General features: G+C 56.5%; 18 protein-coding genes. 7 read left to right on the top strand and 11 right to left on the bottom strand.

What is annotated here, in order from left to right:
• Positions 1-101: 101 nt before the first annotated feature.
• Positions 102-2,606 carry a penicillin-binding protein 1A gene (locus KMP13_RS20160; protein WP_215267827.1) on the top strand — a complete coding sequence of 835 codons (2,505 nt, stop codon included), beginning with the start codon at positions 102-104 and terminating at the stop codon, positions 2,604-2,606.
• On the opposite strand, the gene KMP13_RS20155 is transcribed toward KMP13_RS20160, so the two are convergent.
• Positions 2,522-4,576 carry a Hint domain-containing protein gene (locus tag KMP13_RS20155; protein ID WP_215267826.1) on the bottom strand — a complete coding sequence of 685 codons (2,055 nt, stop codon included), beginning with the start codon at positions 4,574-4,576 and terminating at the stop codon, positions 2,522-2,524. The genes KMP13_RS20160 and KMP13_RS20155 overlap by 85 nt on opposite strands.
• 189 nt (positions 4,577-4,765) lie before the next feature.
• Here KMP13_RS20155 and prfB point away from each other — a divergent pair, with 189 nt between their 5' ends.
• Entirely contained in the window at positions 4,766-5,890 is a 1,125-nt protein-coding gene (gene prfB, locus KMP13_RS20150; RefSeq protein WP_215267837.1) for a peptide chain release factor 2, read from the top strand.
• A 24-nt stretch (positions 5,891-5,914) separates the two neighbouring features.
• Here prfB and KMP13_RS20145 read toward each other — a convergent pair whose 3' ends face one another.
• Entirely contained in the window at positions 5,915-6,715 is an 801-nt protein-coding gene (locus tag KMP13_RS20145; protein WP_251363979.1) for a helix-turn-helix domain-containing protein, read from the bottom strand.
• A 240-nt stretch (positions 6,716-6,955) separates the two neighbouring features.
• Here KMP13_RS20145 and KMP13_RS20140 point away from each other — a divergent pair, with 240 nt between their 5' ends.
• Positions 6,956-7,396, top strand: coding sequence for a hypothetical protein (locus KMP13_RS20140; RefSeq protein ID WP_215267825.1), 441 nt, complete (start codon positions 6,956-6,958; stop codon positions 7,394-7,396).
• A 49-nt stretch (positions 7,397-7,445) separates the two neighbouring features.
• On the opposite strand, the gene ilvN is transcribed toward KMP13_RS20140, so the two are convergent.
• A complete protein-coding gene (gene ilvN / locus KMP13_RS20135) occupies positions 7,446-8,009 on the bottom strand; it encodes an acetolactate synthase small subunit (RefSeq protein WP_215267824.1) in 564 nt (187 codons plus the stop codon).
• A gap of 66 nt (positions 8,010-8,075) precedes the next feature.
• Positions 8,076-9,827, bottom strand: coding sequence for an acetolactate synthase 3 large subunit (locus KMP13_RS20130; protein WP_215267823.1), 1,752 nt, complete (start codon positions 9,825-9,827; stop codon positions 8,076-8,078).
• Positions 9,828-10,231: 404 nt separating this feature from the next.
• Here KMP13_RS20130 and KMP13_RS20125 point away from each other — a divergent pair, with 404 nt between their 5' ends.
• Complete coding sequence (locus KMP13_RS20125) at positions 10,232-10,618, top strand: bleomycin resistance protein (RefSeq protein ID WP_215267822.1); 387 nt, start codon at positions 10,232-10,234, stop codon at positions 10,616-10,618.
• On the opposite strand, the gene KMP13_RS20120 is transcribed toward KMP13_RS20125, so the two are convergent.
• Both KMP13_RS20120 and KMP13_RS20115 read right to left on the bottom strand, forming a co-directional pair.
• Positions 10,615-11,259 (bottom strand): response regulator transcription factor, encoded by a 645-nt coding sequence (locus KMP13_RS20120; protein WP_215267821.1) that lies wholly within the window; start codon positions 11,257-11,259, stop codon positions 10,615-10,617. The genes KMP13_RS20125 and KMP13_RS20120 overlap by 4 nt on opposite strands.
• 49 nt (positions 11,260-11,308) lie before the next feature.
• A complete protein-coding gene (locus KMP13_RS20115) occupies positions 11,309-12,745 on the bottom strand; it encodes a cache domain-containing protein (RefSeq protein ID WP_215267820.1) in 1,437 nt (478 codons plus the stop codon).
• Between the two features lie 240 nt (positions 12,746-12,985).
• Between KMP13_RS20115 and KMP13_RS20110 the strand changes: the two genes are divergently transcribed.
• The 3 genes from KMP13_RS20110 to KMP13_RS20100 all read left to right on the top strand — a co-directional run bounded on the left by KMP13_RS20110 (position 12,986) and on the right by KMP13_RS20100 (position 17,485).
• On the top strand, positions 12,986-14,071 hold the full coding sequence (locus KMP13_RS20110) for a TRAP transporter substrate-binding protein (RefSeq protein WP_215267819.1): 1,086 nt from the start codon (positions 12,986-12,988) through the stop codon (positions 14,069-14,071).
• Between the two features lie 106 nt (positions 14,072-14,177).
• Positions 14,178-15,113, top strand: coding sequence for a TRAP transporter small permease subunit (locus tag KMP13_RS20105; RefSeq protein WP_215267818.1), 936 nt, complete (start codon positions 14,178-14,180; stop codon positions 15,111-15,113).
• Positions 15,114-15,130: 17 nt separating this feature from the next.
• The gene (locus KMP13_RS20100; RefSeq protein WP_215267817.1) at positions 15,131-17,485 is read left to right on the top strand and encodes a TRAP transporter large permease; all 2,355 of its coding nucleotides are present in this window, start codon (positions 15,131-15,133) and stop codon (positions 17,483-17,485) included.
• A 61-nt stretch (positions 17,486-17,546) separates the two neighbouring features.
• Here the strand turns inward: KMP13_RS20100 and KMP13_RS20095 are convergent, their stop codons facing one another.
• From KMP13_RS20095 to KMP13_RS20075, 5 genes are all read right to left on the bottom strand, one after another.
• Positions 17,547-17,942, bottom strand: coding sequence for a VOC family protein (locus KMP13_RS20095; protein ID WP_215267816.1), 396 nt, complete (start codon positions 17,940-17,942; stop codon positions 17,547-17,549).
• The gene (locus KMP13_RS20090) at positions 17,942-18,757 is read right to left on the bottom strand and encodes an arginyltransferase (protein ID WP_215267815.1); all 816 of its coding nucleotides are present in this window, start codon (positions 18,755-18,757) and stop codon (positions 17,942-17,944) included. Before KMP13_RS20090 ends, KMP13_RS20095 begins: the two co-directional genes overlap by 1 nt.
• 103 nt (positions 18,758-18,860) lie before the next feature.
• Positions 18,861-19,292, bottom strand: a complete 432-nt coding sequence (locus KMP13_RS20085; RefSeq protein WP_215267814.1) for an RDD family protein — start codon at positions 19,290-19,292, stop codon at positions 18,861-18,863.
• An 83-nt stretch (positions 19,293-19,375) separates the two neighbouring features.
• A complete protein-coding gene (locus KMP13_RS20080; protein WP_215267813.1) occupies positions 19,376-19,822 on the bottom strand; it encodes a DUF2852 domain-containing protein in 447 nt (148 codons plus the stop codon).
• Between the two features lie 332 nt (positions 19,823-20,154).
• Positions 20,155-20,700, bottom strand: a complete 546-nt coding sequence (locus KMP13_RS20075) for a hypothetical protein (RefSeq protein WP_215267812.1) — start codon at positions 20,698-20,700, stop codon at positions 20,155-20,157.
• Between the last annotated feature and the right edge of the window lie 288 nt (positions 20,701-20,988).

The following is a 20,988-nucleotide window of genomic DNA, read 5'->3' as shown; positions in this document are numbered from 1 at the left end:
CACTGTTTTTGTGCATATGCTGCAAAACGCGGGTGTTTCCCATTTTGACCCCGGCTGTTCTGACCCCTATATAGGCGCAATGCTGCGAGAGAGGCTTTGACGTGCTCAGGTTCTTTTTGTCCTTCTGGGGCGCTATTTTTACGACTGTTACCATGGGAATCGCTGCGGTTGCCGTGACCGTTGGCGCGATTTTCTGGTTTTATGGTCGGGATCTGCCCAGCCATGAGGCTTTGGCGCGCTATCAGCCGCCCACGATCAGCCGAATCTATTCCGGTGAAGGCACGTTGATAGACGAATTTGCCAAGGAACGTCGCCTGTTCACCGCTGCCGAAGACATCCCGGCGCTGGTCAAACAGGCGTTTATCTCGGCAGAAGATAAAAACTTCTATCACCACAAGGGCTACGACATGCGCGGCATCGCCGCCGCCGGTGTCGAAGCGGTCCGCTCACGCGGCAGTAATGTGCGCGGTGCGTCGACGATTACCCAGCAGGTGATGAAGAACTTTCTTCTGGATGGCAGCCGCCGTGCGGAACGTAAGATCAAAGAGATCATCCTCGCCTCCCGGCTTGAGGAAACGCTCGAAAAGGATACGATCCTTGAACTCTATATGAACGAGATCTTCCTTGGTCAGAACTCCTATGGTGTGACGGCAGCAGCCCAGACCTATTTCAACAAAACCCTGGGCGAGCTGGAACCGCATGAGGCGGCGACCCTGGCGTCGATGCCCAAAGCGCCGTCTGATTTCCACCCGGTGCGCCGCAAAGAACGGCTGCTGGAACGGCGCAACTTTGTTTTGGAAGAGATGTACGAGAACGGATATATCTCTGAGGCGGTGTATCATGTGGAGCGTGACCAGCCCCTGCGGTCGGTGCAAAATGGTGATTTCGAAAGCTTCCGCACTGCATTGCCACCGCGTGACTACTTTACCGACGAGGTCCGCCGCCAGCTGAGCGAGGATTTTGGCGAAGGCGAATTCTTTACCGGTGGCTTCACCGTGCGTGCGACCATCGATCAGGAAATGCAAAGCGAGGCGGCGCTGTCCCTGCGCACCGGTCTGGAAAAATTCGACCGCCAGCGCGGGATCTGGCGCGGCACGGACGTGACCCTGCCCGAAGAGGCCTTGGGTGATGAAACCACATGGCGCGCTGCCCTGAGCGATGCAAAAGTACCGCGTGACATTGTACTGCGCGGCAATTGGTATCCGGCGGTTGTTCTGGATATCGCGGACCAATCCCTGACAGTTGGTGTCGAAGGCCATTCCAAAATCGGCTCGGTTCCGCGGACCGATATCAAATGGCTCAAGGGCAACTTCTTTGACAATTTCACCCGTGGCGACGTGGTGCTGGTGCGCGGCGTGGGCGGCGAGCTTGGCAATCCCGAAAGCTGGTCTGTGCGGCAGGTGCCAGAAGTGCAGGGCGGCTTTGTGGCGATGGACGTGAACTCTGGCCGCGTGATTGCGATGCAGGGTGGGTTCTCCTACCAGCACTCGGTCTTTAACCGAGCCACACAGGCGCAACGTCAGCCGGGGTCGAGCTTTAAGCCCTTTGTCTATGCGGCTGCGTTGGACAGTGGCTACAGCCCCGCGACAATCGTGATCGACGCCCCGATTGAGGTTAACACCCCCCAAGGTCTGTGGCGGCCCAAGAACTCATCCAATAAATTCTATGGTCCGACGCCGTTGCGCACCGGCATTGAACAGTCGCGGAACCTGATGACCATTCGTCTGGCACAGGAAGTCAGCATGGAAGTGGTTGCAGGCTACGCCGAACGGTTTGGCGTCTATGACCGGATGGGAGCGTTCTTGGCGAACTCGCTAGGCGCCGAAGAGACCACGCTGTATCAGATGGTTGCGGCCTATGCGATGTTTGCCAACGGCGGCGAACGGGTTGAGCCGACTTTGGTTGACCGGATCCAGGACCGTTCAGGTGCTACGATTTACCGTCATGATGACCGCGATTGCGTCGATTGTTCCAGCGCCCAGCTGCCCGCAGGGGCCGTGCCGCGTATCGCCACCCGGCGAGAACAGGTGATGGATCCGATCACCGCCTATCAGCTGACATCGATGATGAAGGGCGTCGTGGATCGCGGGACTGCCAGCTCTGTGATCAACCTGCCGGTTCCGACTGCCGGTAAGACCGGGACCACCAACGACTCGCGCGATGCGTGGTTTGTCGGCTTCACCTCCAATATCGTTGCGGGCTGTTACATCGGATACGACCAACCACGTCCCATGGGCCGTGGTGCCTATGGCGGTACGCTGTGCGGGCCGGTGTTCCAGCAGTTCATGTCGAAAGCGACCGAGAAATTCGGCGGCGGGGCCTTCCGCGTGCCCGAAGGTGGCCATTTCATCAAGATCGACCGGTTCACCGGCGCACGCCTGCCGGATGATTCATCGGGTAACTATGTGGTTGCCGAGTATTTCCGCGATGGGGATGAGCCGATTTTTGGTGTGACTTTCGATGGTGGCTTTGCGATGGGGTCAAACTTGCCGCTGTTTGAAGAGGCCCAATCGCAGGGTCGTCAGGTCACCACATCAACGGGTGGAACCGCCGTTCTGGGACCAAAAGCCAACTTTGGCACCGTCAGCTCGGGCGGGCTGTACTGACACATCATTCGATATTCAAGCGCGTTTAAGCAGGGGCGGGCAGTCCGATAGTATTCGGAAAGTTCGCCCCCCGCGTCTGACAGTGCCTGCAACAGCTCAGCCTTTTGGCGGTCGGGCAGGGCAGAAATGGCCTGGGTGCCGGGGAAGAAGCTTTCGACCTCTACTCCATTTGCAAAGATCACTTCGTGCCGATGCAACAGAAGATGGACAAAGGTGACCTCGGCGCGGGGCGCTTGGTTCACATGCAGATCTTCCAAAAGTGCATAGGCCGGGACCAGAACCTCGGTCGAGTCAAACAACATCTCGGCCGCCCAGTTGCGCAACAGAATGCGGTGTTGTGGTGAGACATAAAGATCTTCTTTGCCACCGCTAAAGGCTGTCTCCACACAGATCGGCGCGCTTTGGCCAAGCCCTGCGATCGTGCTCTGCCCTTTCCACAGCAGGGGCTGCAGCCCGTGGTCTTTGGTCCGGATCAGATCACCCGGACGCAGGCTTTCCACCAGGCGTTTGCCGCTGGCAGTGTCGATGTGGGTGCCAGCGGCAAAGCAGATGATGTTTTCGATCCCGGAGAAGCTGACGGTGGTGCCATCCAGCAGCGTCGCGGTTCCAGTCATGCTGCCACCGCCGTCGACAGCTGTGATGCTGAGCGAGCCGGGCGACAATTGGCCGTTGAAATCCAGCGTGTCGCCATCGCTTTCGTCGTCGTCTCCACCGGTCACCGTGATGGCGCCAGACCCCGCGTCGCCTTCATCCACAAACTGGAAAAAATCATCGCCTCCGCCGCCCAAAGCCGTGTCGCCCTGGCCGACCACCAGCGTGTCGTCGCCGTCGCCGCCCTCGATGCTGTCGGAACCTGCGCCGCCGGTCAGATGGTCGTCACCGCCCTCACCAAAGACAATGTCGTCGCCCGCGTCGCCGTCGATTGTGTCGGCATATGGATCAGGGGTCACCACGGGAATGGTGAATTCGATGTTTGAAACCGTGTAGTCGGATCCATCCGTCAGATCGGTCTGGATATTGGCGCTGAGCACCAGTTGGTCGAATTCACCAACGCCGCTGATGGAAACGCTGCCGCTGTTGCCGCTGGAGGCGGCGGTAAAGTCTCCCTCTGCCACCAGGACACCATCGTTGTAGACGGCCCAATGCCCTTCTTCACCATGCGCGTTCGTATAGAGATGATCGAAGTCAAAACTTGCCGCAGTTGTCGCCTGGTCGAAATCGATAAACAGTTTCTCGGAGGTGCCGCTGTCCAAGTCATAGCCGATTTGGGCCGAGACGTAGCTGTCGGTATCCGAGATCGCGCCTGCGACCCCAAAGTTTCCACTGTACTCAGACAGGTTGCTGGCGTCGGCAGATCCCCCAATAGACTGCGCCGTAACCGTATAGCCGCTGTCGGTGTCGGTGACATTGCTGGCCGTGATCGTCTCTTGCCCGCCGAGACGTGCCAATTCGTTGCGACTGTCGCCGTAAATGACATCAGCGCCACTGCCGCCTAAGATGCTGTCTTCGCCCGCTCCGCCATAGACCGTATCCGCGCCAAGACCGGCCGCAACTGTGTCGTTGCCGTCGTTCGCTTCGATCAGATCATCATTGCCTGCGCCACCGCCGCGCCCGCTGTCGATTTCATCGCCGTCAGTGTCCGTATAAGTATCATCTATCCACTCGGCCACGTCTGTGCCGTCGACGGTCCCGTCCAGAGTGCTGTAGCTGGGAGTGGACGCGGTCGAGGCACCGGTCAGACTGTCTATGGCGCCAAAATCCGGCGCAAAATAGACCGCCCCGTCGGCGGTGGCGTAATACTCACCGCTCTCAACCTCATCAGAATAGGAGACCCCGTCGTCCGTCCCGCTCCAGGACCATGTCCCGCTGCCCAGATATGAATCTGAGGTGAATGTGGTGTAGGACGAGCCAATTGAATCGCCGGTGTCTAGCGAATGATCACCAAGGGTGACCAGGTACCCCTGCGGCATCTCCAACTCCTAAAACCGGGCAAACTGATTACGAACATTGCGTCAATTTAGGATCAGTATTGTTTAAATATCGTTGAAATGGCGTATGCGTGATGGACGCGCTGGGATACTTATCCGGTGCATATGCTTGCTCGTGCCGCGACACTGGTTTATCACGCCAGCCTGAACACAGTGACAGGAATTCCGACCATGCGCGCCGAGACCCAGAATACCGTGACCAAGATCGAAAAGTCGCTCGACCTGCTGAGCCAGCGGTTGAACTGGGAAACCGCCGAGTATCGCCTGGAGGAATTCAATGCGCGGGTCGAGGATCCGAACCTGTGGGATGACCCGGAAGCCGCGCAAAAACTGATGCGTGAGCGTCAGATGCTGGTGGACGCGATTGATACGTTCAAGTCGATCAAGCAGGATTTGACCGACAATATCGAGCTCATCGAATTGGGTGAGATGGAAGACGATGAAGAGGTCATCGCCGACGCCGAGTCCGCACTGCAAGCGCTCAGCGCGACAGCCGCTGAAAAAGAGCTGGAAGCGCTGTTAGACGGTGAAGCTGACAGCAATGATACCTTCCTTGAGATCAACTCGGGCGCGGGTGGCACAGAAAGCTGTGACTGGGCGTCGATGCTGGCGCGGATGTATGTCCGCTGGGCAGAGAAGAAGGGATATACGGTCGAGCTTCAGTCCGAGACACCGGGCGAAGAAGCGGGCATCAAATCCGTGGCCTATAAGATCACCGGCCACAACGCCTATGGTTGGTTGAAATCCGAAAGCGGTGTCCACCGTCTGGTGCGGATCTCACCGTATGATTCTGCCGCAAAACGCCATACGTCCTTCAGCTCAGTTTGGGTCTATCCGGTTGTGGATGACAATATCGAGATTGACGTGAACCCCAGCGATATCCGCGTCGACACCTACCGCTCCTCTGGTGCGGGCGGGCAGCACGTGAACACCACCGACTCTGCGGTACGGATCACGCACATCCCAACCGGCATCGTTGTGACCTCTTCCGAGAAGTCGCAGCACCAGAACCGGGACATCGCGATGAAAGCGCTGAAATCGCGCCTGTACCAACAGGAACTGGATCGCCGCAACGCCGAGATCAACGCCGCGCACGAAGCAAAGGGCGATGCAGGTTGGGGCAACCAGATCCGTTCATATGTGTTGCAGCCCTACCAGATGGTCAAAGACCTGCGCACCTCGCATGAAACCTCGGACACCAAAGGAGTGCTGGACGGCGACCTGGACGGGTTTATGGCGGCGACCCTGGCGTTGAAAGTATCAGGCAAAAGCCGGGCAGACGCGCAGTCTGACTAATGCGCAACGCCTGTCCAGTGTTTGTTAGCTAAAGGCCTCGCCGGTCCGAAGCAGGTGCCGGTGATACGAGGGCAGTTCTTCCTCCGTCAGAAAACCAGACATGCGGGCGGCCGCAAGTGTGCGCGAAATGTCCTGGTCCAGGAATTCATAGACCATGCGCGTCACCCGCTCAGACCGCTCGGATTCCCGCATGGTGCGCGCCACATATCCGGACCAGAAATTGCTCTCCATCGACGAGGCGCGTGCCAGATAGTTGAAGGAAAAGGTGACGGCGTTCTTGCGCGCAATCAGCAGGGACACGCCATCCTCATGCGGCAGGGCAAATCCGCGAAACTCACGGGCTTCTGTGTCGGTCGGCAGGCCATGGAACTGCATCGCTTGTTTGGCTTCGAACCCTTTGACAAAGGTCACGCCGTCATCGTCGCGAAACACAATTACCAGACCAAACACGAATTTTTCCGCCTGCACAAAGCTGCGCCGGGAAAAACAATAAAACCCAGAGGGGAAGACATCGGTCGGCACACGTTGTGCGTTGCGGCCAAAATAGTTAGCAAGAAACGGTCCATTCAGGATCTTGCCGCTCTGGGCCAAGACGTCAATCGGCTCCAACAGGATGCGGGCGTCAACGCCAAAAAACTGACAGATCCGATCCAGTACATCAGGCCGGGGAAAGCTTTCGCCGGACAAGTATCGGTTGAATTGAGTCCGGTTGATGCCCAGTTGGCGAGAGAGCTCTGACACAGAAGAATAGCTCTGCGCCAGTTCCCGCAGGTTGCGTCCAAACATATTGCGTAATTCAACCGGGGATCGTTTATTCTTTGGCATCTTCACCTGACCTCGCTACGGCGGATACTGCCCTAAATTGTACTGGAATGCGACTCCACAGCGCGAAGACTGTACCATTTGTATCTTGATCGCATCATCATGTCGCCATTTGGCGTCAGTTGACTGCGCGCGTGACACAAAATGCCCGGTTTGGTTTTCGAATTGGAAGTACAGTTATTATCTTTCTTATTGGAATATAGAGAGAGTTGAACGTGCATAGCGTGATAGGAGAGCAATGCGATGATTGGTGTGGTCCTATGGAATGATACGTCCAAAAACGCAGCAGTCATCTGGTGTGAAGACCACGGTGACCTTGCGTTTTACTATGGTGATCCGACCCATGATCTGTCTTTGCACAGCGGTGATTGTGTTCTCTTTAAGGTTGAGCTGAAAGGCTCCCTTCGGCACGCAAGAGAACTGACGCTTGTTGAGGGGGAGTCACGTCCCGCTCTGGCGGCGAGCCTTGCCAATATGGGTTTGGGTGCAGAGCTGCCCGGCAGTGATGCGCCTCAGATACATGCAACTACGGAACGTGCCAAACCCGCATCAGGCCCGTACCCAAACAGTACGGCGCATGTGGAAAAGACAGGCGAGCTTGTCATATTCGCAAGCCATCACAAATCCAAAAAACAAAACACGGCCCGCCGGGTTGGCGCGTGCCGTGTTGTTCGCATGTTCTGATCAACACCCGGACTGCACATCCGGGTGTCTTTGGTAGAGGGCTTGTGGCTTAGGTGTCGCCGCGCAGCAGCGCCGCGACACCGGTACGGGCCACTTTGGTGAGACCGAGAGGCCGCATCAGATCCGCAAAAGCGTCGATCTTGTCCGGTGAGCCGGTGATTTCAAAGATGAAGCTGTTCAGCGTGCTGTCGACCACATTGGCGCGGAAGATATCTGCCAGACGCAGCGCTTCCACCCGTTTGTCACCGCCGCCTTCGACTTTGAAAATCGCCAGTTCGCGTTCGACGGACGGGCCTTCGACGGTCAGATCATTCACCTGATGCACCGGAACAATACGGCCCAGCTGGGTCTTGATCTGTTCGATAACCTGAGGTGTGCCTGTGGTCACAATGGTGATCCGGCTCAGGTGACCGGTGTGGTCCACTTCTGCCACGGTCAGGCTTTCGATGTTATAGCCGCGACCCGAAAACAGGCCAATCACGCGGGCCAGAACACCGGGTTCATTTTCCACCAACAGGGCCAGCGTGTGGCGTTCCTGAACATCCGAAAACGTCGGGCGCAGGTTATAGGCGGAATGTTTGGTCGAACCTTTTTTGATATGTAGAGCAGACATTTACGTCCCTTTCTTCAAATCGGGGCAGGGCGGCGATACGCCCCGCTATACCTTGTAATGACGGGTTTAAACCAACACTGCGCCGCCGGATTGGATCACGCCTTGCGTTTCGGCGGCCCCCAGCAACATCTCATTATGGGCCTTGCCTGACGGGATCATCGGGAAGCAGTTTTCGTGCTTCTCAACCAGACAGTCAAAGATCACTGGACCATCATATTCGATCATCTCCATGATCGCATCATCCAGATCTTTTGGATCGGACACACAGATCCCTTTGGCACCAAAGGCTTCGGCGAGCTTTACAAAGTCAGGCAGCGCTTCGGACCAGGAGTGGCTGTAACGCTCACCATGCAGCAATTCCTGCCACTGGCGCACCATGCCCAAACGTTCGTTGTTCAGGATGAACTGTTTCACCGGCAGGCGATATTGGGACGCGGTGCCCATTTCCTGCATGTTCATCAGCCAGGAAGCCTCGCCTGCCACGTTGATCACCAATGAGTCCGGATGGGCCACTTGGGCGCCGATGGTGGCGGGAAAGCCATAGCCCATGGTGCCCAGACCGCCCGAAGTCATCCAGCGGTTTGGATCCTCAAAGCCGAGGAACTGCGCCGCCCACATCTGGTGCTGGCCCACTTCGGTGGCGATGTAACGGTCCATGCCTTTGGTCAGGGCTTCCAGACGCTCCAGCGCATATTGCGGCTTGATCGTGGTTTCCGACGGCGTGTAGCTCAGACAATTGACATTGCGCCATTCGGTGACCTGCGCCTGCCATTTGGCTATGGCCTCGCGGTTGACCTTGCGGCCACGGGATTTCCAGACGGTCAGAATGTCTTCGAGCACGTGACCAACATCGCCGACGATCGGGATATCAACGCGGATCACCTTGTTGATGGACGACGGGTCGATGTCCACATGGGCTTTGATCGAATTCGGGCTAAAGGCATCCAGACGGCCCGTGATCCGGTCATCAAAACGCGCGCCGATGTTGATCATCAGATCACAGCCGTGCATCGCCATATTGGCTTCATAAAGCCCGTGCATGCCGAGCATACCGAGCCAGTTTTTACCAGAGGCAGGATAAGCACCCAAACCCATCAAGGTAGAGGTGATCGGAATGCCGGTTGCATCCACCAACTCGCGCAGCAGCTGGCTGGCAGCCGGACCAGAGTTGATCACGCCACCGCCGGTGTAAAACACGGGACGTTCAGCTTTTTCAAGCGCGGCAACCAGTTCGGTTATCTCTTCCAAATCGCCCTTGAGCGTGGGTTGGTAATGCGAGGCCGAGGGTTTCGGTGCAGCATAGGTGCCGGTTGCGAACTGCACATCCTTGGGGATGTCGATCAGAACCGGACCGGGACGGCCAGAGGTCGCGACATGAAACGCCTCGTGCAGCGTGCCTGCCAGCGCATCGGTTTCCTTGACCAGCCAGTTGTGCTTGGTGCAGGGGCGGGTGATGCCCACAGTGTCGGCTTCCTGGAAGGCGTCCGAGCCGATCATAAAGGTCGGAACCTGGCCGGTCAGAACCACAAGCGGGATCGAATCCAACAGCGCATCGGTCAGACCGGTCACCGCATTGGTGGCACCGGGTCCAGAGGTTACCAGAACAACACCCGGTTTCCCGGTCGAGCGCGCATACCCTTCGGCGGCATGTACTGCCCCTTGTTCATGGCGCACCAGAATGTGGCGAATGTCGTTTTGTTGAAAGATCTCATCATAGATCGGTAGAACGGCGCCACCTGGATATCCGAATACAGTATCGACACCCTGATCTTTCAGGGCTTGGACAACCATCTTTGCGCCGGTCATTTCACGTGTCATCTGCTTAGCTCCAATTGGCGACATCGTCTTTACGCGTTGCGTGTTTTAGCAATAAAAAAGCCCCCGATTTTCAGTCGGAGGCGCATGGGGTAGATTATGGTCAACCGTTACCGGCCCATGCGCGTGGTTCCTACGACTACGACTAGGGAAATCATTAGGGTGGCTCCTCGTTGCGTTGCAGCGGACATTAGGCTGGCTAAAAAGGGGCGTCAACCAGCAAACAGGTCGAAAATGCCCCTCATGACGACATTTTGTTACTTTTTTTGGGCGCAATCCTGAAATAATCGGAAATAAGGGGCAGCGATTTTGACCCGTTTCACGGGTTTTTATGCAAAATCTCGGATATTCGTGCCATTTGTCAGAATGTCGGGCGCGGCACCCGTTAATTGGAAGAGGGGACACCTTTGGCAATTTGCAAACAGATCACACCCTTCGTGCTCTGCGGCGACCTTGATCGTGCGGTGGCATTTTACAGCGATGTCTTGGGGTTCGCCTTGGGGTTTCGCACGGACAACTATGCGTTTTTGCGGCGCGAAGGGGCTGCCATTCGCCTGTTGGAGTGTCCGCCGCGGGACGATGGCCAGCCTTTGGGGTATGAACATTCGTTCTATATCGATGTGGACGGGATAGATGCGCTTTATGCTGCGTTAAAACCCGCGCTGGATGGATTGGCCAATGAGCGGGTGCGCGCGCCGTTTGATCAATCCTATGGCCAGCGTGAATTTCATGTCTTGGATGAAGACGGTGCATTGGTGTTCTTTGGGCAGGGGATCACACCCGCGCAGGATTAAAACCCCGCGCTGCCCTGCAGAACTCCGTGCTCCAACGCGTATCGGGTCAGACCGGCTGTCGATGAAATCCCCAGTTTGCGTTTGATGTTCTTGCGGTGCGTCTCCACCGTGCGGACCGAGATATTGAGATCGCGCGCGACTTCCTTGTTGGATTTTCCTTGTGCCAACTGCAGCAAGATTGTCTGTTCTCGGCCCGTCAGCGCCTCGCGATCGCCGTTGTCCTTGGGCTTCAGACTGCCTTTGGCGCCGGTGCACAGATAGGTTTTGCCCTGCATCACCGCATCGATTGCCATCTTGATCTCATCGGTGGGCACGTCTTTGAGCACATATCCAACCGCACCGTGGCTCAGCGCGGTGGAGATATATTCGGGGCTGTCATGCATGCTGAGGATCAAGACGCGGGTTTCGGGCGCTTCTTCGCGGATCATCTCTGTCGCGCTCAACCCGCCAAGTCCGGGCATGTTCAGATCCATCAGCACCACGTCGGGGCGCAGTTCGGGCACTTTAGCAACGGCGTCTTTTCCGTCAGTCAAAGAGCCGACAACTTCAATATCATCAAAGCTTTCGAGGATAGACTGGATGCCTTCGGCCACCATTGGATGGTCGTCTACAATCAACACACGTGTCAGTATCTCAGACATGAGTTCTCCTCCCTTGCCACATTCTTTTCCCGACGACACACCTCACTCCCTAGGCGATCTTGTCGTCAGTCTCGGGCAACCAATCCTGACCCGGCGGCAGCAAGCTGCTGAGCGGGAGGCGCACGATGATCTCGGTGCCACTGCGGGCGCCCGAAGATGATAGCAGCTTGAAGGTGCCGTCAAGCTGTTCAACGCGTTCTTGAATATTACGCAGACCGATTCCGCTTCGGCTACGTCTATTGTCGGTCGGAAGGCCGACCCCGTTGTCGCGGATGGACATGGTCACGCCCTTTTTATGCCCGCGCAGGTTAATCTCCACACGGGATGCATCTGCGTGGCGTTCGATATTGGTCAGCGCCTCCTGGGCAATGCGATAGAGCGCGATCTTGCTTTCCTGTTCCAACCGGTTGCGGAAAACCACGGTGTGGAACTCGGTCTCGATCCCGGTGCGGGTGGCGAAATCTTCGGTCAGCGCTTTGAGCGCAGGGCCAAGGCCCAGGTCATCCAGCACGCCGGGACGCAGATCGCGGCTGATCCGGCGGACCTCGCTGATGGCGGTGGTCAGATGCGCGACGCCTTTGGTCAACGGGGTTGCAGCTTTGTCAAAATCGGAGCGTTCAATCCGGCGTAAAGCAATGTCCAAGGCATAGCGCACGCCGACCAACATCTGGCTGATCCCGTCATGCAATTCGCGCGCCACGCGGCCGCGTTCTTCTTCCTGCGCGTCCAACACCCGCTGGGTCAGCTCTTTCAACTTGGCATCGGCCAGACGACGTTCGCGAATGTTCAAAACCATGCCGGTGGCAAAGACCACCACCAGCGCAATTATGGTAATGCCGCCAATGTAATAGAAGGTGCGTTGAATGCGCTGTTCCACGTCAGCGCGCGCCGCTGCCACCGTCTCCAACACGTCGTCGATAAAGACCCCGGTGCCCAGTGCCCACCGCCAGCTTTGAAAACCCACAACATAAGAGATCATTTGCGCCTCTTCCCCGGTCGAAGGCTTGGGCCATAAAAACGTATGCCAACCAGCCCCTTGGCGAGCGATGTTAATCAACTCGTCCACAACCGGCGTGCCATTGCTGTCGGTCAGACCGGACAAGTTTTTGCCGATCAACGCAGTCTGGCGCGGGCTGACGATATTGTTGCCGTCGTAGTCATAGACAAAGAAAAATCCATCATCGCCATAGATCATCGCGGCGAGGATTTGCGCGACCTGCTGTTTGGCCGCTTGGTCATTCGGTGAGGCCGATCCGTAGATGTAATAAAACCCGTTGCGCGCCTGGGTGACATAGTTGCGCAGCTCGGCCTTTTTCGCGTCCAGCAGCTGTATTTCAAGCGCCGCAATCTCCCGTTCGGCGAGCTGGCGCGACTGGAAGGTCACCAGGACCGAAATCGCTGCCGTTGCCAAAATAAGTGGCACGGCGGCCAGCATGGCCAGCTTTTGCCCGTAAGACGGTCGAAAGAACGGAAAATGGTTTCGCATGGCTCGAATCGTTATTCGATTGTGTCGAGGAAGCAAACCCACCGGGTGTGTTTTTTGTCCATTAACTCAAAAAAGCGTGTAGGTAATTTACTTTTATTGTTATTAAACAGACAGTTGATGGGATTTCTCTAACGTCTACCTAATACTTGGTATTCACAAGTCTTTCACTCTCGTTAGGGTGTGCGGACTGAAATTGATCTGCCATGGATCTTTGGCAGTTGGACTTTTGGGAGGAAAATTATGGATCGTCGTTCTTTTTTGAAGACGTCAGCGCTCGGTGGCAGCGCGGCGGCAGCTTCAACTCTGGCAGCACCTGCATATGCGCAAGGCAACCGCAAGCTGACTATGGTCACCTCGTGGCCACGTGGATTTGCCGTACTGGATGATGCGGCAAGCTACATGGAACAAATGGTGGGTGAGCTTTCGGGCGGCTCGCTGACTATCGACAAGAAAGCACCAGGCGAATTGGTTGGTGCTCTGGAAGTATTTGACGCGGTGACCTCTGGTCAGGCGGACATGTATCACTCTGCCGATTACTACTTCATCGGTCAGCACCCGTCTTATGCGTATTTCACCGCAGTTCCGTTTGGTGGTACCGCGCAGGAAGTTTCGAACTGGTATTACCATGGTGGCGGCGAAGAGCTGCACGATGAACTGGGCGAAATCTTCAACCTCAAAGGCCTGCTGGCGGGTAACTCCGGTTCGCAGTCCGGTGGGTGGTTCTCGAAAGAGATCAAATCGGCGGCTGACTTTAACGGCCTGAAGTTCCGTATGCCGGGTCTAGGTGGTAAGGTTCTGGGTAAACTGGGCGCATCTGTTCAGAACATTCCGGGCGGTGAACTGTACCAAGCTCTGTCGTCTGGCGCGCTGGACGGGCTGGAGTGGGTTGGCCCGATGGCCGACGAACGCGCCGGTTTCCAGGAAGTTGCCAAAGTATACTACACAGCGGGCTTCCACGAGCCGGGTTCTGCCCTGTCTTCTTCGGTGAACCTGGACGTCTGGAACGAGCTGTCTGACCAGCACAAAGCGATCCTGCGCTACGCCTCCATGGCGACCACGCAGTACCAGCTGGCAGAAACCCTGTCCAACAACGGCGCCGCACTGGCCCGTCTGCAGGCACAAGGCGTGCGTACCCTGCAATTCTCTGACGATGTTTGGGATGCGTTCGGCAAAGCCTCTGCAGAAGTCATGGACGAAAACATGGGCGACGAATTGTTCGCCAAGATCCGCAACTCCTTCGAAACGTCCCTGGCGACCTCGGCGGATTGGATCAACAAATCAGATGGTTACTACGTACAGCAACGTCTTCGCGTTCTGGGTGGTTAAACCCAACTGTGAACCTGGAAGAAGCCCCATTTTTGGGGCTTCCTCTGTTTTAGCATTCTGACATGCAAAGAGATCCCCGTGACACCGGGGGCAAACAGGAGGGGACATGCAAGAAGCAGCCTCTGCAGGCTTTGGTAGTGCGATCCTGACCGTGTTAAGCGGTATCTGGTGGGTCCTGAAAAACCTCGGCGAAGCCTATTACAATATCGCCTATGCCATCACACATCCGTCGCTCTGGCTGGACTGGTCCGACAAGCAAGCGATCATGCGCTTCGTCTACTACGGCGGATCTGTTGAGTTTTTCTTCGCGGTCATGGCCATCGTCGTGGCGTTCACCGCCTTTGGATTGTATCATCGCCCGTTTATGTGGGGATGCGTGCGCGTCCTTGAAGGCTTTGCCAATGGTATCGGGCGTTTCTTTGCATGGGCCGGTCTGTTGCTGGTGCTGCAGCAAATCGTCATCGTGTTCATGCAGCGGATCTTTACTCGACCGGACATCGTGTTCGGTGTCGGCGTGCCGCTCCAGTTCGATATCAGCTGGTATGCCGAAGAGCTGAAGTTTTACAATGCTTTGGTCGTCGCTCTTTGTGTGTCTTACACCTTTGTGCAAGGCGGGCATGTGCGGGTTGATCTGATCTATTCAGCTGTCAGCCACCGGGCAAAACGGGCCATCGATATGTTTGGCTCGCTGATCTTCATGCTGCCGATTGCCACGCTGATCTGGATGTATGGCTGGTTCTTCCTGTGGCGCCATCTGATCGTGCCAAAGCCATCGGCCTCTGACGCGCTGGACCGGTTGCTGCTGAAGGCGCGTGCCCTGCGCTGGAACGTGGAGACCATCGGTTTTAGCCCCAACGGATTTACAGGTTACTTCCTGTTCAAGATCCTTCTGGTCGCCTTTGCCGGCATCGTGTTCATCCACGCAATCGCGTTCTTCTACCGCTCCTTCCTTGAATTCATCGAAGGTGCGGAGAGCGAGAACAAATACCTCGACAAGGATACCCTTGGCGAAGGTGAAGAAGCCTATGAAGGCGCTCATTAATCTGAGGGACTACGGATATGCTATTCGGTCTTGATGGCGTCGAAATCGGCCTCATTATTGTATTCTTCTGCCTTTTCGGGGGCATCCTTTCGGGCTTCCCGGTGGCGTTTGCCATCGGTGGTGCCGGGATCATCTCATTTGGTGTTATTGCCGCTCTGGACAGCGCAGGTCTGCTGATCCACCAGGCGATTGACACCAACAGCGAGGTTTATCGTCAACTTGTAAGCTCGGGCGTGAAGCCCGATGTGATATCCGTGTTCCGATATCCGGAATTGCCGCGGATTGCTGAGCCTGTGTTTGTGCAGGGCTGGGAAACCGCGCTGGATCGCAATGTGTCGTTCATTGTGAACCGGATCAACGAACGTGTTCTGGCCGGTGCCTCGATTGAGACGCTGCTGGCGGTGTTGATGTTTGTTCTGATGGGGATCACCCTGGAACGTTCAAAAATTGCCAACGATCTTTTGACCACAATGGCGCGTGTCTTTGGCCCGTTGCCCGGTGGTCTGGCAGTGTCGATTGTGGTTGTGGGGGCTTTCCTTGCGGCCTCAACGGGTATTGTCGGCGCAACCGTTGTGACCATGGGTTTGCTGGCGTTGCCAACCATGCTGCGCAACAACTACAGTCCCGAGCTGTCAACCGGTGTGATCGCGGCATCTGGCACATTGGGCCAGATCATTCCGCCGTCGATCGTGATTGTTCTGCTGGGCACGCTTGCCGGTGATCTCTACTCCACCGCGCAGGAAACCCGCGCCCGCGAAGCGGGCTGTACCGATGCGTTGACTTACCTGGGTGAGCCTGCGGTTGTCTCGGTTGGGACATTGTTCCAGGCGGCCTTGCTGCCGGGCATCATGTTGGCGCTTCTGTACGCGGGCTATGCCTTTGTCTACGCTTTGCTGAACCCGGAAAAAGCGCCTGCTGTTGTCATGGAAGGCAGCACCGGTGAGCCGGTGACGCGCGGCGAAGCCTTTACCTGGTATCTCGGTGTGCCGATTGCGATCATCGCGGGCGCGCTGCTTTTGGGCGCATTTGACATCATCGGCAGCCAAAGCACCGTTGTCTCCAGCTTCTCCGAAGCAGGCCAAGGCGCGGCGCTGCGCACCAATGTGGGTGCCGAGTGTCAGGCGGCGATGATTGAACTCCATGGTCAAGTTGCCTGGGACGCGGCGATCGCTGAACAAACCGCGCTGGATGCCGCAGGGGGTGTTGAACAAGCTCGTCAATTGACAGTGGATGAGATCGAGGCGAACCGCATCGCAATGATCGAAAACGCCGCTCCAATTGGCACCGGGATCGCGACGTTTATCGTGCTCTTTGGTCTGACGCTGGCCATTGGCCGTGGCGTGGCTCCGTCGCGTGACGTCAAGCCGTTGATCCTTGGTGCGATGGGTCTGTTGTTGCTGGCTCTGGTCGACATTCTGCTGATCCAACCCACCACGTCTGCGGGTGGCACAGTTGCCCTGATGGCGCTGCCGATGGTCTTGGTTCTGTACGGTGTCCGGGAAGCCGGGATCCGCTGTGCGCAAAATGATCTGATCCGCGTGGTGTTCCCACCATTGGTTCTGATCATCGCTGTGCTTGGCTCGATCCTGGGCGGTATCACCAACCCAACGCCGGCTGCGGCACTGGGGGCGGGTGGAGCCTTGATGCTGGCGGCCTATCGCCGCTTGAAAGAAGAAGGCCAATCCGGCGCCGTTATCCTATGGGCCACTTTGGCCATCGCGGTTTCGGTTCTGATCGGCGTGAACTTTGACCTGCGCATCAACCAAGGCGGCGCAAGTGCCGAAAGCTGGGCGGCGTTCTTTGTGGCCTATGCTTGCTACATGTACGCGCTGTTCGGTATGATTTACGGCTGCTGGGTTCTGTACAAAGGGGGCGTTCTGACCCCGGTGGTGCGCGAAACAGCCAAGGTCACGTCCATGGTCTTTACCATCCTCATCGGCTCGCAGCTGTTGAACCTGGTGGTGATTTCCTTTGGTGGTGAGCACTATATCCAGCAGTTCCTCAAGAGCTTTGACAACGAGCTGACCGTCTTCCTGATTGTGATGCTGGTGCTGTTTGTCCTGGGCTTTGTGTTGGACTTCCTGGAGATCATCTACATCGTGATCCCGATTGTGGGTCCGGTTATTTATGGCGGGTCGTTTGATCCCAAATGGGTGACCATCATGATCGCGGTGAACCTACAGACCTCGTTCCTGACGCCGCCCTTTGGCTTTGCGCTGTTCTATCTGCGCGGGGTTGCGCCGAAAGAGGTCACCACCGGTCATATCTACCGCGGGATCTTGCCCTTTGTGCTGATCCAGGTGGGGGGACTTGGGATCTTGTGGTTGTTCCCATCCATCGTGACCATCGTGCCGGCCTTGCTCTCGAACTGAGCAGTCTGACACAGCGACACAAAGAAGGGGCCCAATGGGCCCCTTTTTCATGCGTTGGTTTTCATGTGCTGGTTTTCAGCTCCAACAGATCCCATCTATTGCCAAAAGGATCCTGCCAGACCGCGACGGTGCCATAGGGCTCGTGTCGCGGAGCCTCCTCGAACTGCACACCACGGTCGCGCATGTGCTGATGGTCGCGGGCAAAATCATCGGTGGTCAGAAACAACCCAACCCGTCCGCCGAACTGATTGCCGATGGCGGCGCGCTGTGTCTCTGTGTCGGCCCGCGCCAGGATCAGCGATCCCCCGTCCGAGCCGGGCGGCAAAATACGCACCCAGCGTTTGTGGCCCTGATCCACGTCCTCGGCCAGCTGCCAGCCAAGTGTTCCGCAATAGAAATCAATCGCCCTGTCATAGTCAGAAACAACCAGCGAGACCGCATGCAGCGCTTGTTTCATTACTTCTCGGTCAGTGGGGGCAGTTGGATATTGGCGACCTGTTCCGAGATGGGATCACGGGTATAGGGCTGATCGGAGGCTGCAACTTTTTCGGGGTCCTGCATCGGCTCCCACTTTCCTTGGCGATAGATCTCAAGGCCCGAAAACTTGGCCTTGTATCCCATCTTTTCACTGCCGGGCACCCAATAGCCCAAGTAGACATAGGGCAGTCCCGCATCGATGGCGATCTGGATGTGATCCAAAATCATAAAGGTGCCAAGGGAGCTCTGCGCCAGCGTCGGCTCATAAAACGAATAGACCATGCTCAGCCCGTCATCCAACACATCCGTCAGCGAGACAGCGGTCAGCTTGTGGCTGGTTTCGTCCACATATTCGATGACCCGGCTGCGCACCGGGGTCTCCTCGATCATCGCCGCATATTCAAAGACGTCCATATCCGCCATGCCGCCATCGGCGTGACGGCTGTCCAGATAGCGACGGAACAGGTCAAATTGATCCTCGGTCGCCCAGGGAGAGGTCGCCCGGCGGATTAGATTGGAATTGCGTTTCAGCGTGCGCCGCTGGCTGCGCCGTGCCTTGAACGCATTCACGTTGATCCGGGCCGACAAACAGGCAGAACAATCAGCGCAAGACGGGCGATACAGCACATTCTGCGAGCGACGAAATCCTTGCTGCGACAGCGAATTGTTTAGCTGTTCGACACCATCGCCTTGCAATGCTGTGAACAGCTTGCGCTCCATCCGGTCCTCCAGATAGGGGCAGGGCTGCGGAGCCGTGACGTAAAACTGTGGTGCAATAGGCAAAGAATGACGCATGAGTGTAGTTTTACATCCTAGGCAGCAAAGCGATACCCAAAATGATAGCAAGCCCGCCGCGTGACGCCAAGACGTGGCAGGTATAAATGGTTTATCGCTTCTTTCACGCTTTGCGGTTGATCATTACGGTCCCGACGAACATATCGGCCAGGCTTTGCCCCTTTGCGGTGGTCAGCATCAACACAATCGACACCAACTGAAGGGGCACAAAGGCCAATGAGACCGAATAGGCAAGCGTGTGCAACACCGCTTGGCCAAGGTTCAATCGCGCGCCGCCAAGATCGCGCAATTCAATTCCGGCAAATTTCATCCCCCAGGTCGCAGACCCATTGGCAATGGTAATCACCCGGTAGGCAAACCCCACCATCAAGAACAGCGCGCCCAGGAAGAACAAACCGATAAACGCGGTGCCAACAACAAAGGCAATACAGATGGCACAGATGATCAGCCCATCGACAAACCAGGCAAACAGCCGCTTGGCCGGGACCGAGGCATAGAATTCAGGGGAGTAGTTTGGGTCAGGCAGTGCTGGCATGACGCGGGTGGATCCTTTTTCGGCAATTGAATAACTTTGGGGGCAGTTGTTGCCCCCAAAATGCGCGGTGAACGTGAGACGAGTTAAGCAGGTTTCGCCGCCGTGTCATCGTCTTTGACGTCATCACTCTCATCCGAGCGGGACGCGCGGTCATCCATGAACTGGTCGAACTCTGCCTTGTCCTTTGCGGCGCGCAGGCGTTGCAAAAAGCTCTCAAAGTCGTTCTGTTCTTGCTCCAGACGGCGCAGCGTGTCGGTTTTGTAGGCGTCAAAGGCGCTGTTGCCGCTGGATTTAGCCCCAAACCGACCAGGTATTGGGCGTGTAAAAGAACGTTTGCTGCATTGGCCGAACATTTTCTTGCTCCAGATCATGTAAAACAGAAGGGCGAGGCCAATAGGCCAGACAAAGACAAAGCCCAGTACCATTGCGGCAATCCAGGCCCCTTTGCCTTTGTCGTCCAGCCACGCCTCGCAGCGCGTGAACCACCCTTGGGCATGGTGGTGGGGAACTGCGTTGGAAACGGTGGTCATCATACTCTCCAGGTTTGGTTCAATGTAAAGGTCATTCACATTACGTAACTGTGATATCGGGATGGTCAGACGCGCATTCAAGAGTCGATGTTAAAATAATTTACATACCCTGTTGTAGCGGGACACTACTTTTTTCAGTAATGGACACTTAAAGTTGCAGCAAATGTAGCGGGACAGAGATTTTGTCAGTGCGGGACAGTGAAAATGACAGCAACTGAAATTTCCCGACACGCTGTCCTTTGCTTCAAGTGACCGTTGAACGATCTTTAAAGGCGCTTTAAACCTATGAATGAAGAAGCCCGCCAATTTGGTGGGCTTCTTTTTACGTCAGATCAGTCCTGCGTGATACCGTCTGTGTCACCTTCGGATGTGATGTCGGCACAGAACTGCATGACACGCGCGTGATCAGCACCGGTGGGGGCCACATCCCACGCGGCCAAAGCCACATGGGAACCGCGTGAATTTCGCTTGGTATCCCCGGCCCGGCCACCCCATGACAAGGTGCCCGCAGCGCCATAGGTAAAGCCATTCTCAGTGCCTTGATCTACGGGATTGCCCTGGTTGCTGTAGCCAGTGGCCGCGTCCACATAAGCGGCGTGGAGATTGTAGCCTGTGCCGTTCGTCAGCCAATAGGGTTCAAACTCTTGCGTTTCCGCTGCGAGATATTCAATCGACGTTCCATCCGCATATCCCGTCGCCCCGCCAGGTGCGAAAATGCCGAGCGTGTTTTGCGGTCCCGATGCCATCACCGGATTTCCATCGTCAGCAATGCGACCAACTGCGAGCAAAGCCCCTGCAGGGGGCAAAGCATGGGTGCTGTCAGCCATGACCGCGTTGTTTTCATCGCCACCCCAGGCAAGACGGCGACCCTGGGTCAAGACGTTTCCAGCGCGCACAAAAAGCACGTTTGCAGTCCCATTCGGAAGCATCGACAGTGCGCCGGTGATTTGGTCATAGAAACCAACAATCCAGGCATCGCCGCCCGCAGCGTGCGCGAGCGCGGCACCAAAGTCGCAAATCCCATTGGCGTCAAAGCCGACTGTCCGTCGTCAGGGTTTTTGGAACCAATGGCAGCTTAAACTAAGAGAGTATCTGGCTCATCTGGTTGGTTGCATTATGCGGCACGCTGGCGGTGATGCAAGCGTCGCGCTTCGAACGTCTTACGT

It is taken from the genome of Epibacterium ulvae (assembly GCF_018678075.1).
Classification (GTDB): Bacteria; Pseudomonadota; Alphaproteobacteria; order Rhodobacterales; family Rhodobacteraceae; genus Epibacterium; species Epibacterium ulvae_A.
The sequence above is the reverse complement of the archived record's forward strand: the minus strand, read 5'-3'. Positions and strand labels throughout refer to the sequence as shown.

Bases quoted from the DNA above. Each gene is read 5' to 3' on its own strand.
- ilvN (WP_215267824.1), bottom strand. From the start codon at position 8,009: ATGTCTGCTCTACATATCAAAAAAGGTTCGACCAAACATTCCGCCTAT.
- KMP13_RS20100 (WP_215267817.1), top strand. From the start codon at position 15,131: ATGCTATTCGGTCTTGATGGCGTCGAAATCGGCCTCATTATTGTATTC.
- KMP13_RS20115 (WP_215267820.1), bottom strand. From the start codon at position 12,745: ATGCGAAACCATTTTCCGTTCTTTCGACCGTCTTACGGGCAAAAGCTG.
- KMP13_RS20085 (WP_215267814.1), bottom strand. From the start codon at position 19,292: ATGCCAGCACTGCCTGACCCAAACTACTCCCCTGAATTCTATGCCTCG.
- KMP13_RS20155 (WP_215267826.1), bottom strand. From the start codon at position 4,576: ATGCCGCAGGGGTACCTGGTCACCCTTGGTGATCATTCGCTAGACACC.
- KMP13_RS20110 (WP_215267819.1), top strand. From the start codon at position 12,986: ATGGATCGTCGTTCTTTTTTGAAGACGTCAGCGCTCGGTGGCAGCGCG.
- KMP13_RS20080 (WP_215267813.1), bottom strand. From the start codon at position 19,822: ATGACCACCGTTTCCAACGCAGTTCCCCACCACCATGCCCAAGGGTGG.
- KMP13_RS20140 (WP_215267825.1), top strand. From the start codon at position 6,956: ATGATTGGTGTGGTCCTATGGAATGATACGTCCAAAAACGCAGCAGTC.
- KMP13_RS20090 (WP_215267815.1), bottom strand. From the start codon at position 18,757: ATGCGTCATTCTTTGCCTATTGCACCACAGTTTTACGTCACGGCTCCG.
- KMP13_RS20095 (WP_215267816.1), bottom strand. From the start codon at position 17,942: ATGAAACAAGCGCTGCATGCGGTCTCGCTGGTTGTTTCTGACTATGAC.
- KMP13_RS20105 (WP_215267818.1), top strand. From the start codon at position 14,178: ATGCAAGAAGCAGCCTCTGCAGGCTTTGGTAGTGCGATCCTGACCGTG.
- prfB (WP_215267837.1), top strand. From the start codon at position 4,766: ATGCGCGCCGAGACCCAGAATACCGTGACCAAGATCGAAAAGTCGCTC.
- KMP13_RS20120 (WP_215267821.1), bottom strand. From the start codon at position 11,259: ATGTCTGAGATACTGACACGTGTGTTGATTGTAGACGACCATCCAATG.
- KMP13_RS20130 (WP_215267823.1), bottom strand. From the start codon at position 9,827: ATGACACGTGAAATGACCGGCGCAAAGATGGTTGTCCAAGCCCTGAAA.
- KMP13_RS20145 (WP_251363979.1), bottom strand. From the start codon at position 6,715: ATGCCAAAGAATAAACGATCCCCGGTTGAATTACGCAATATGTTTGGA.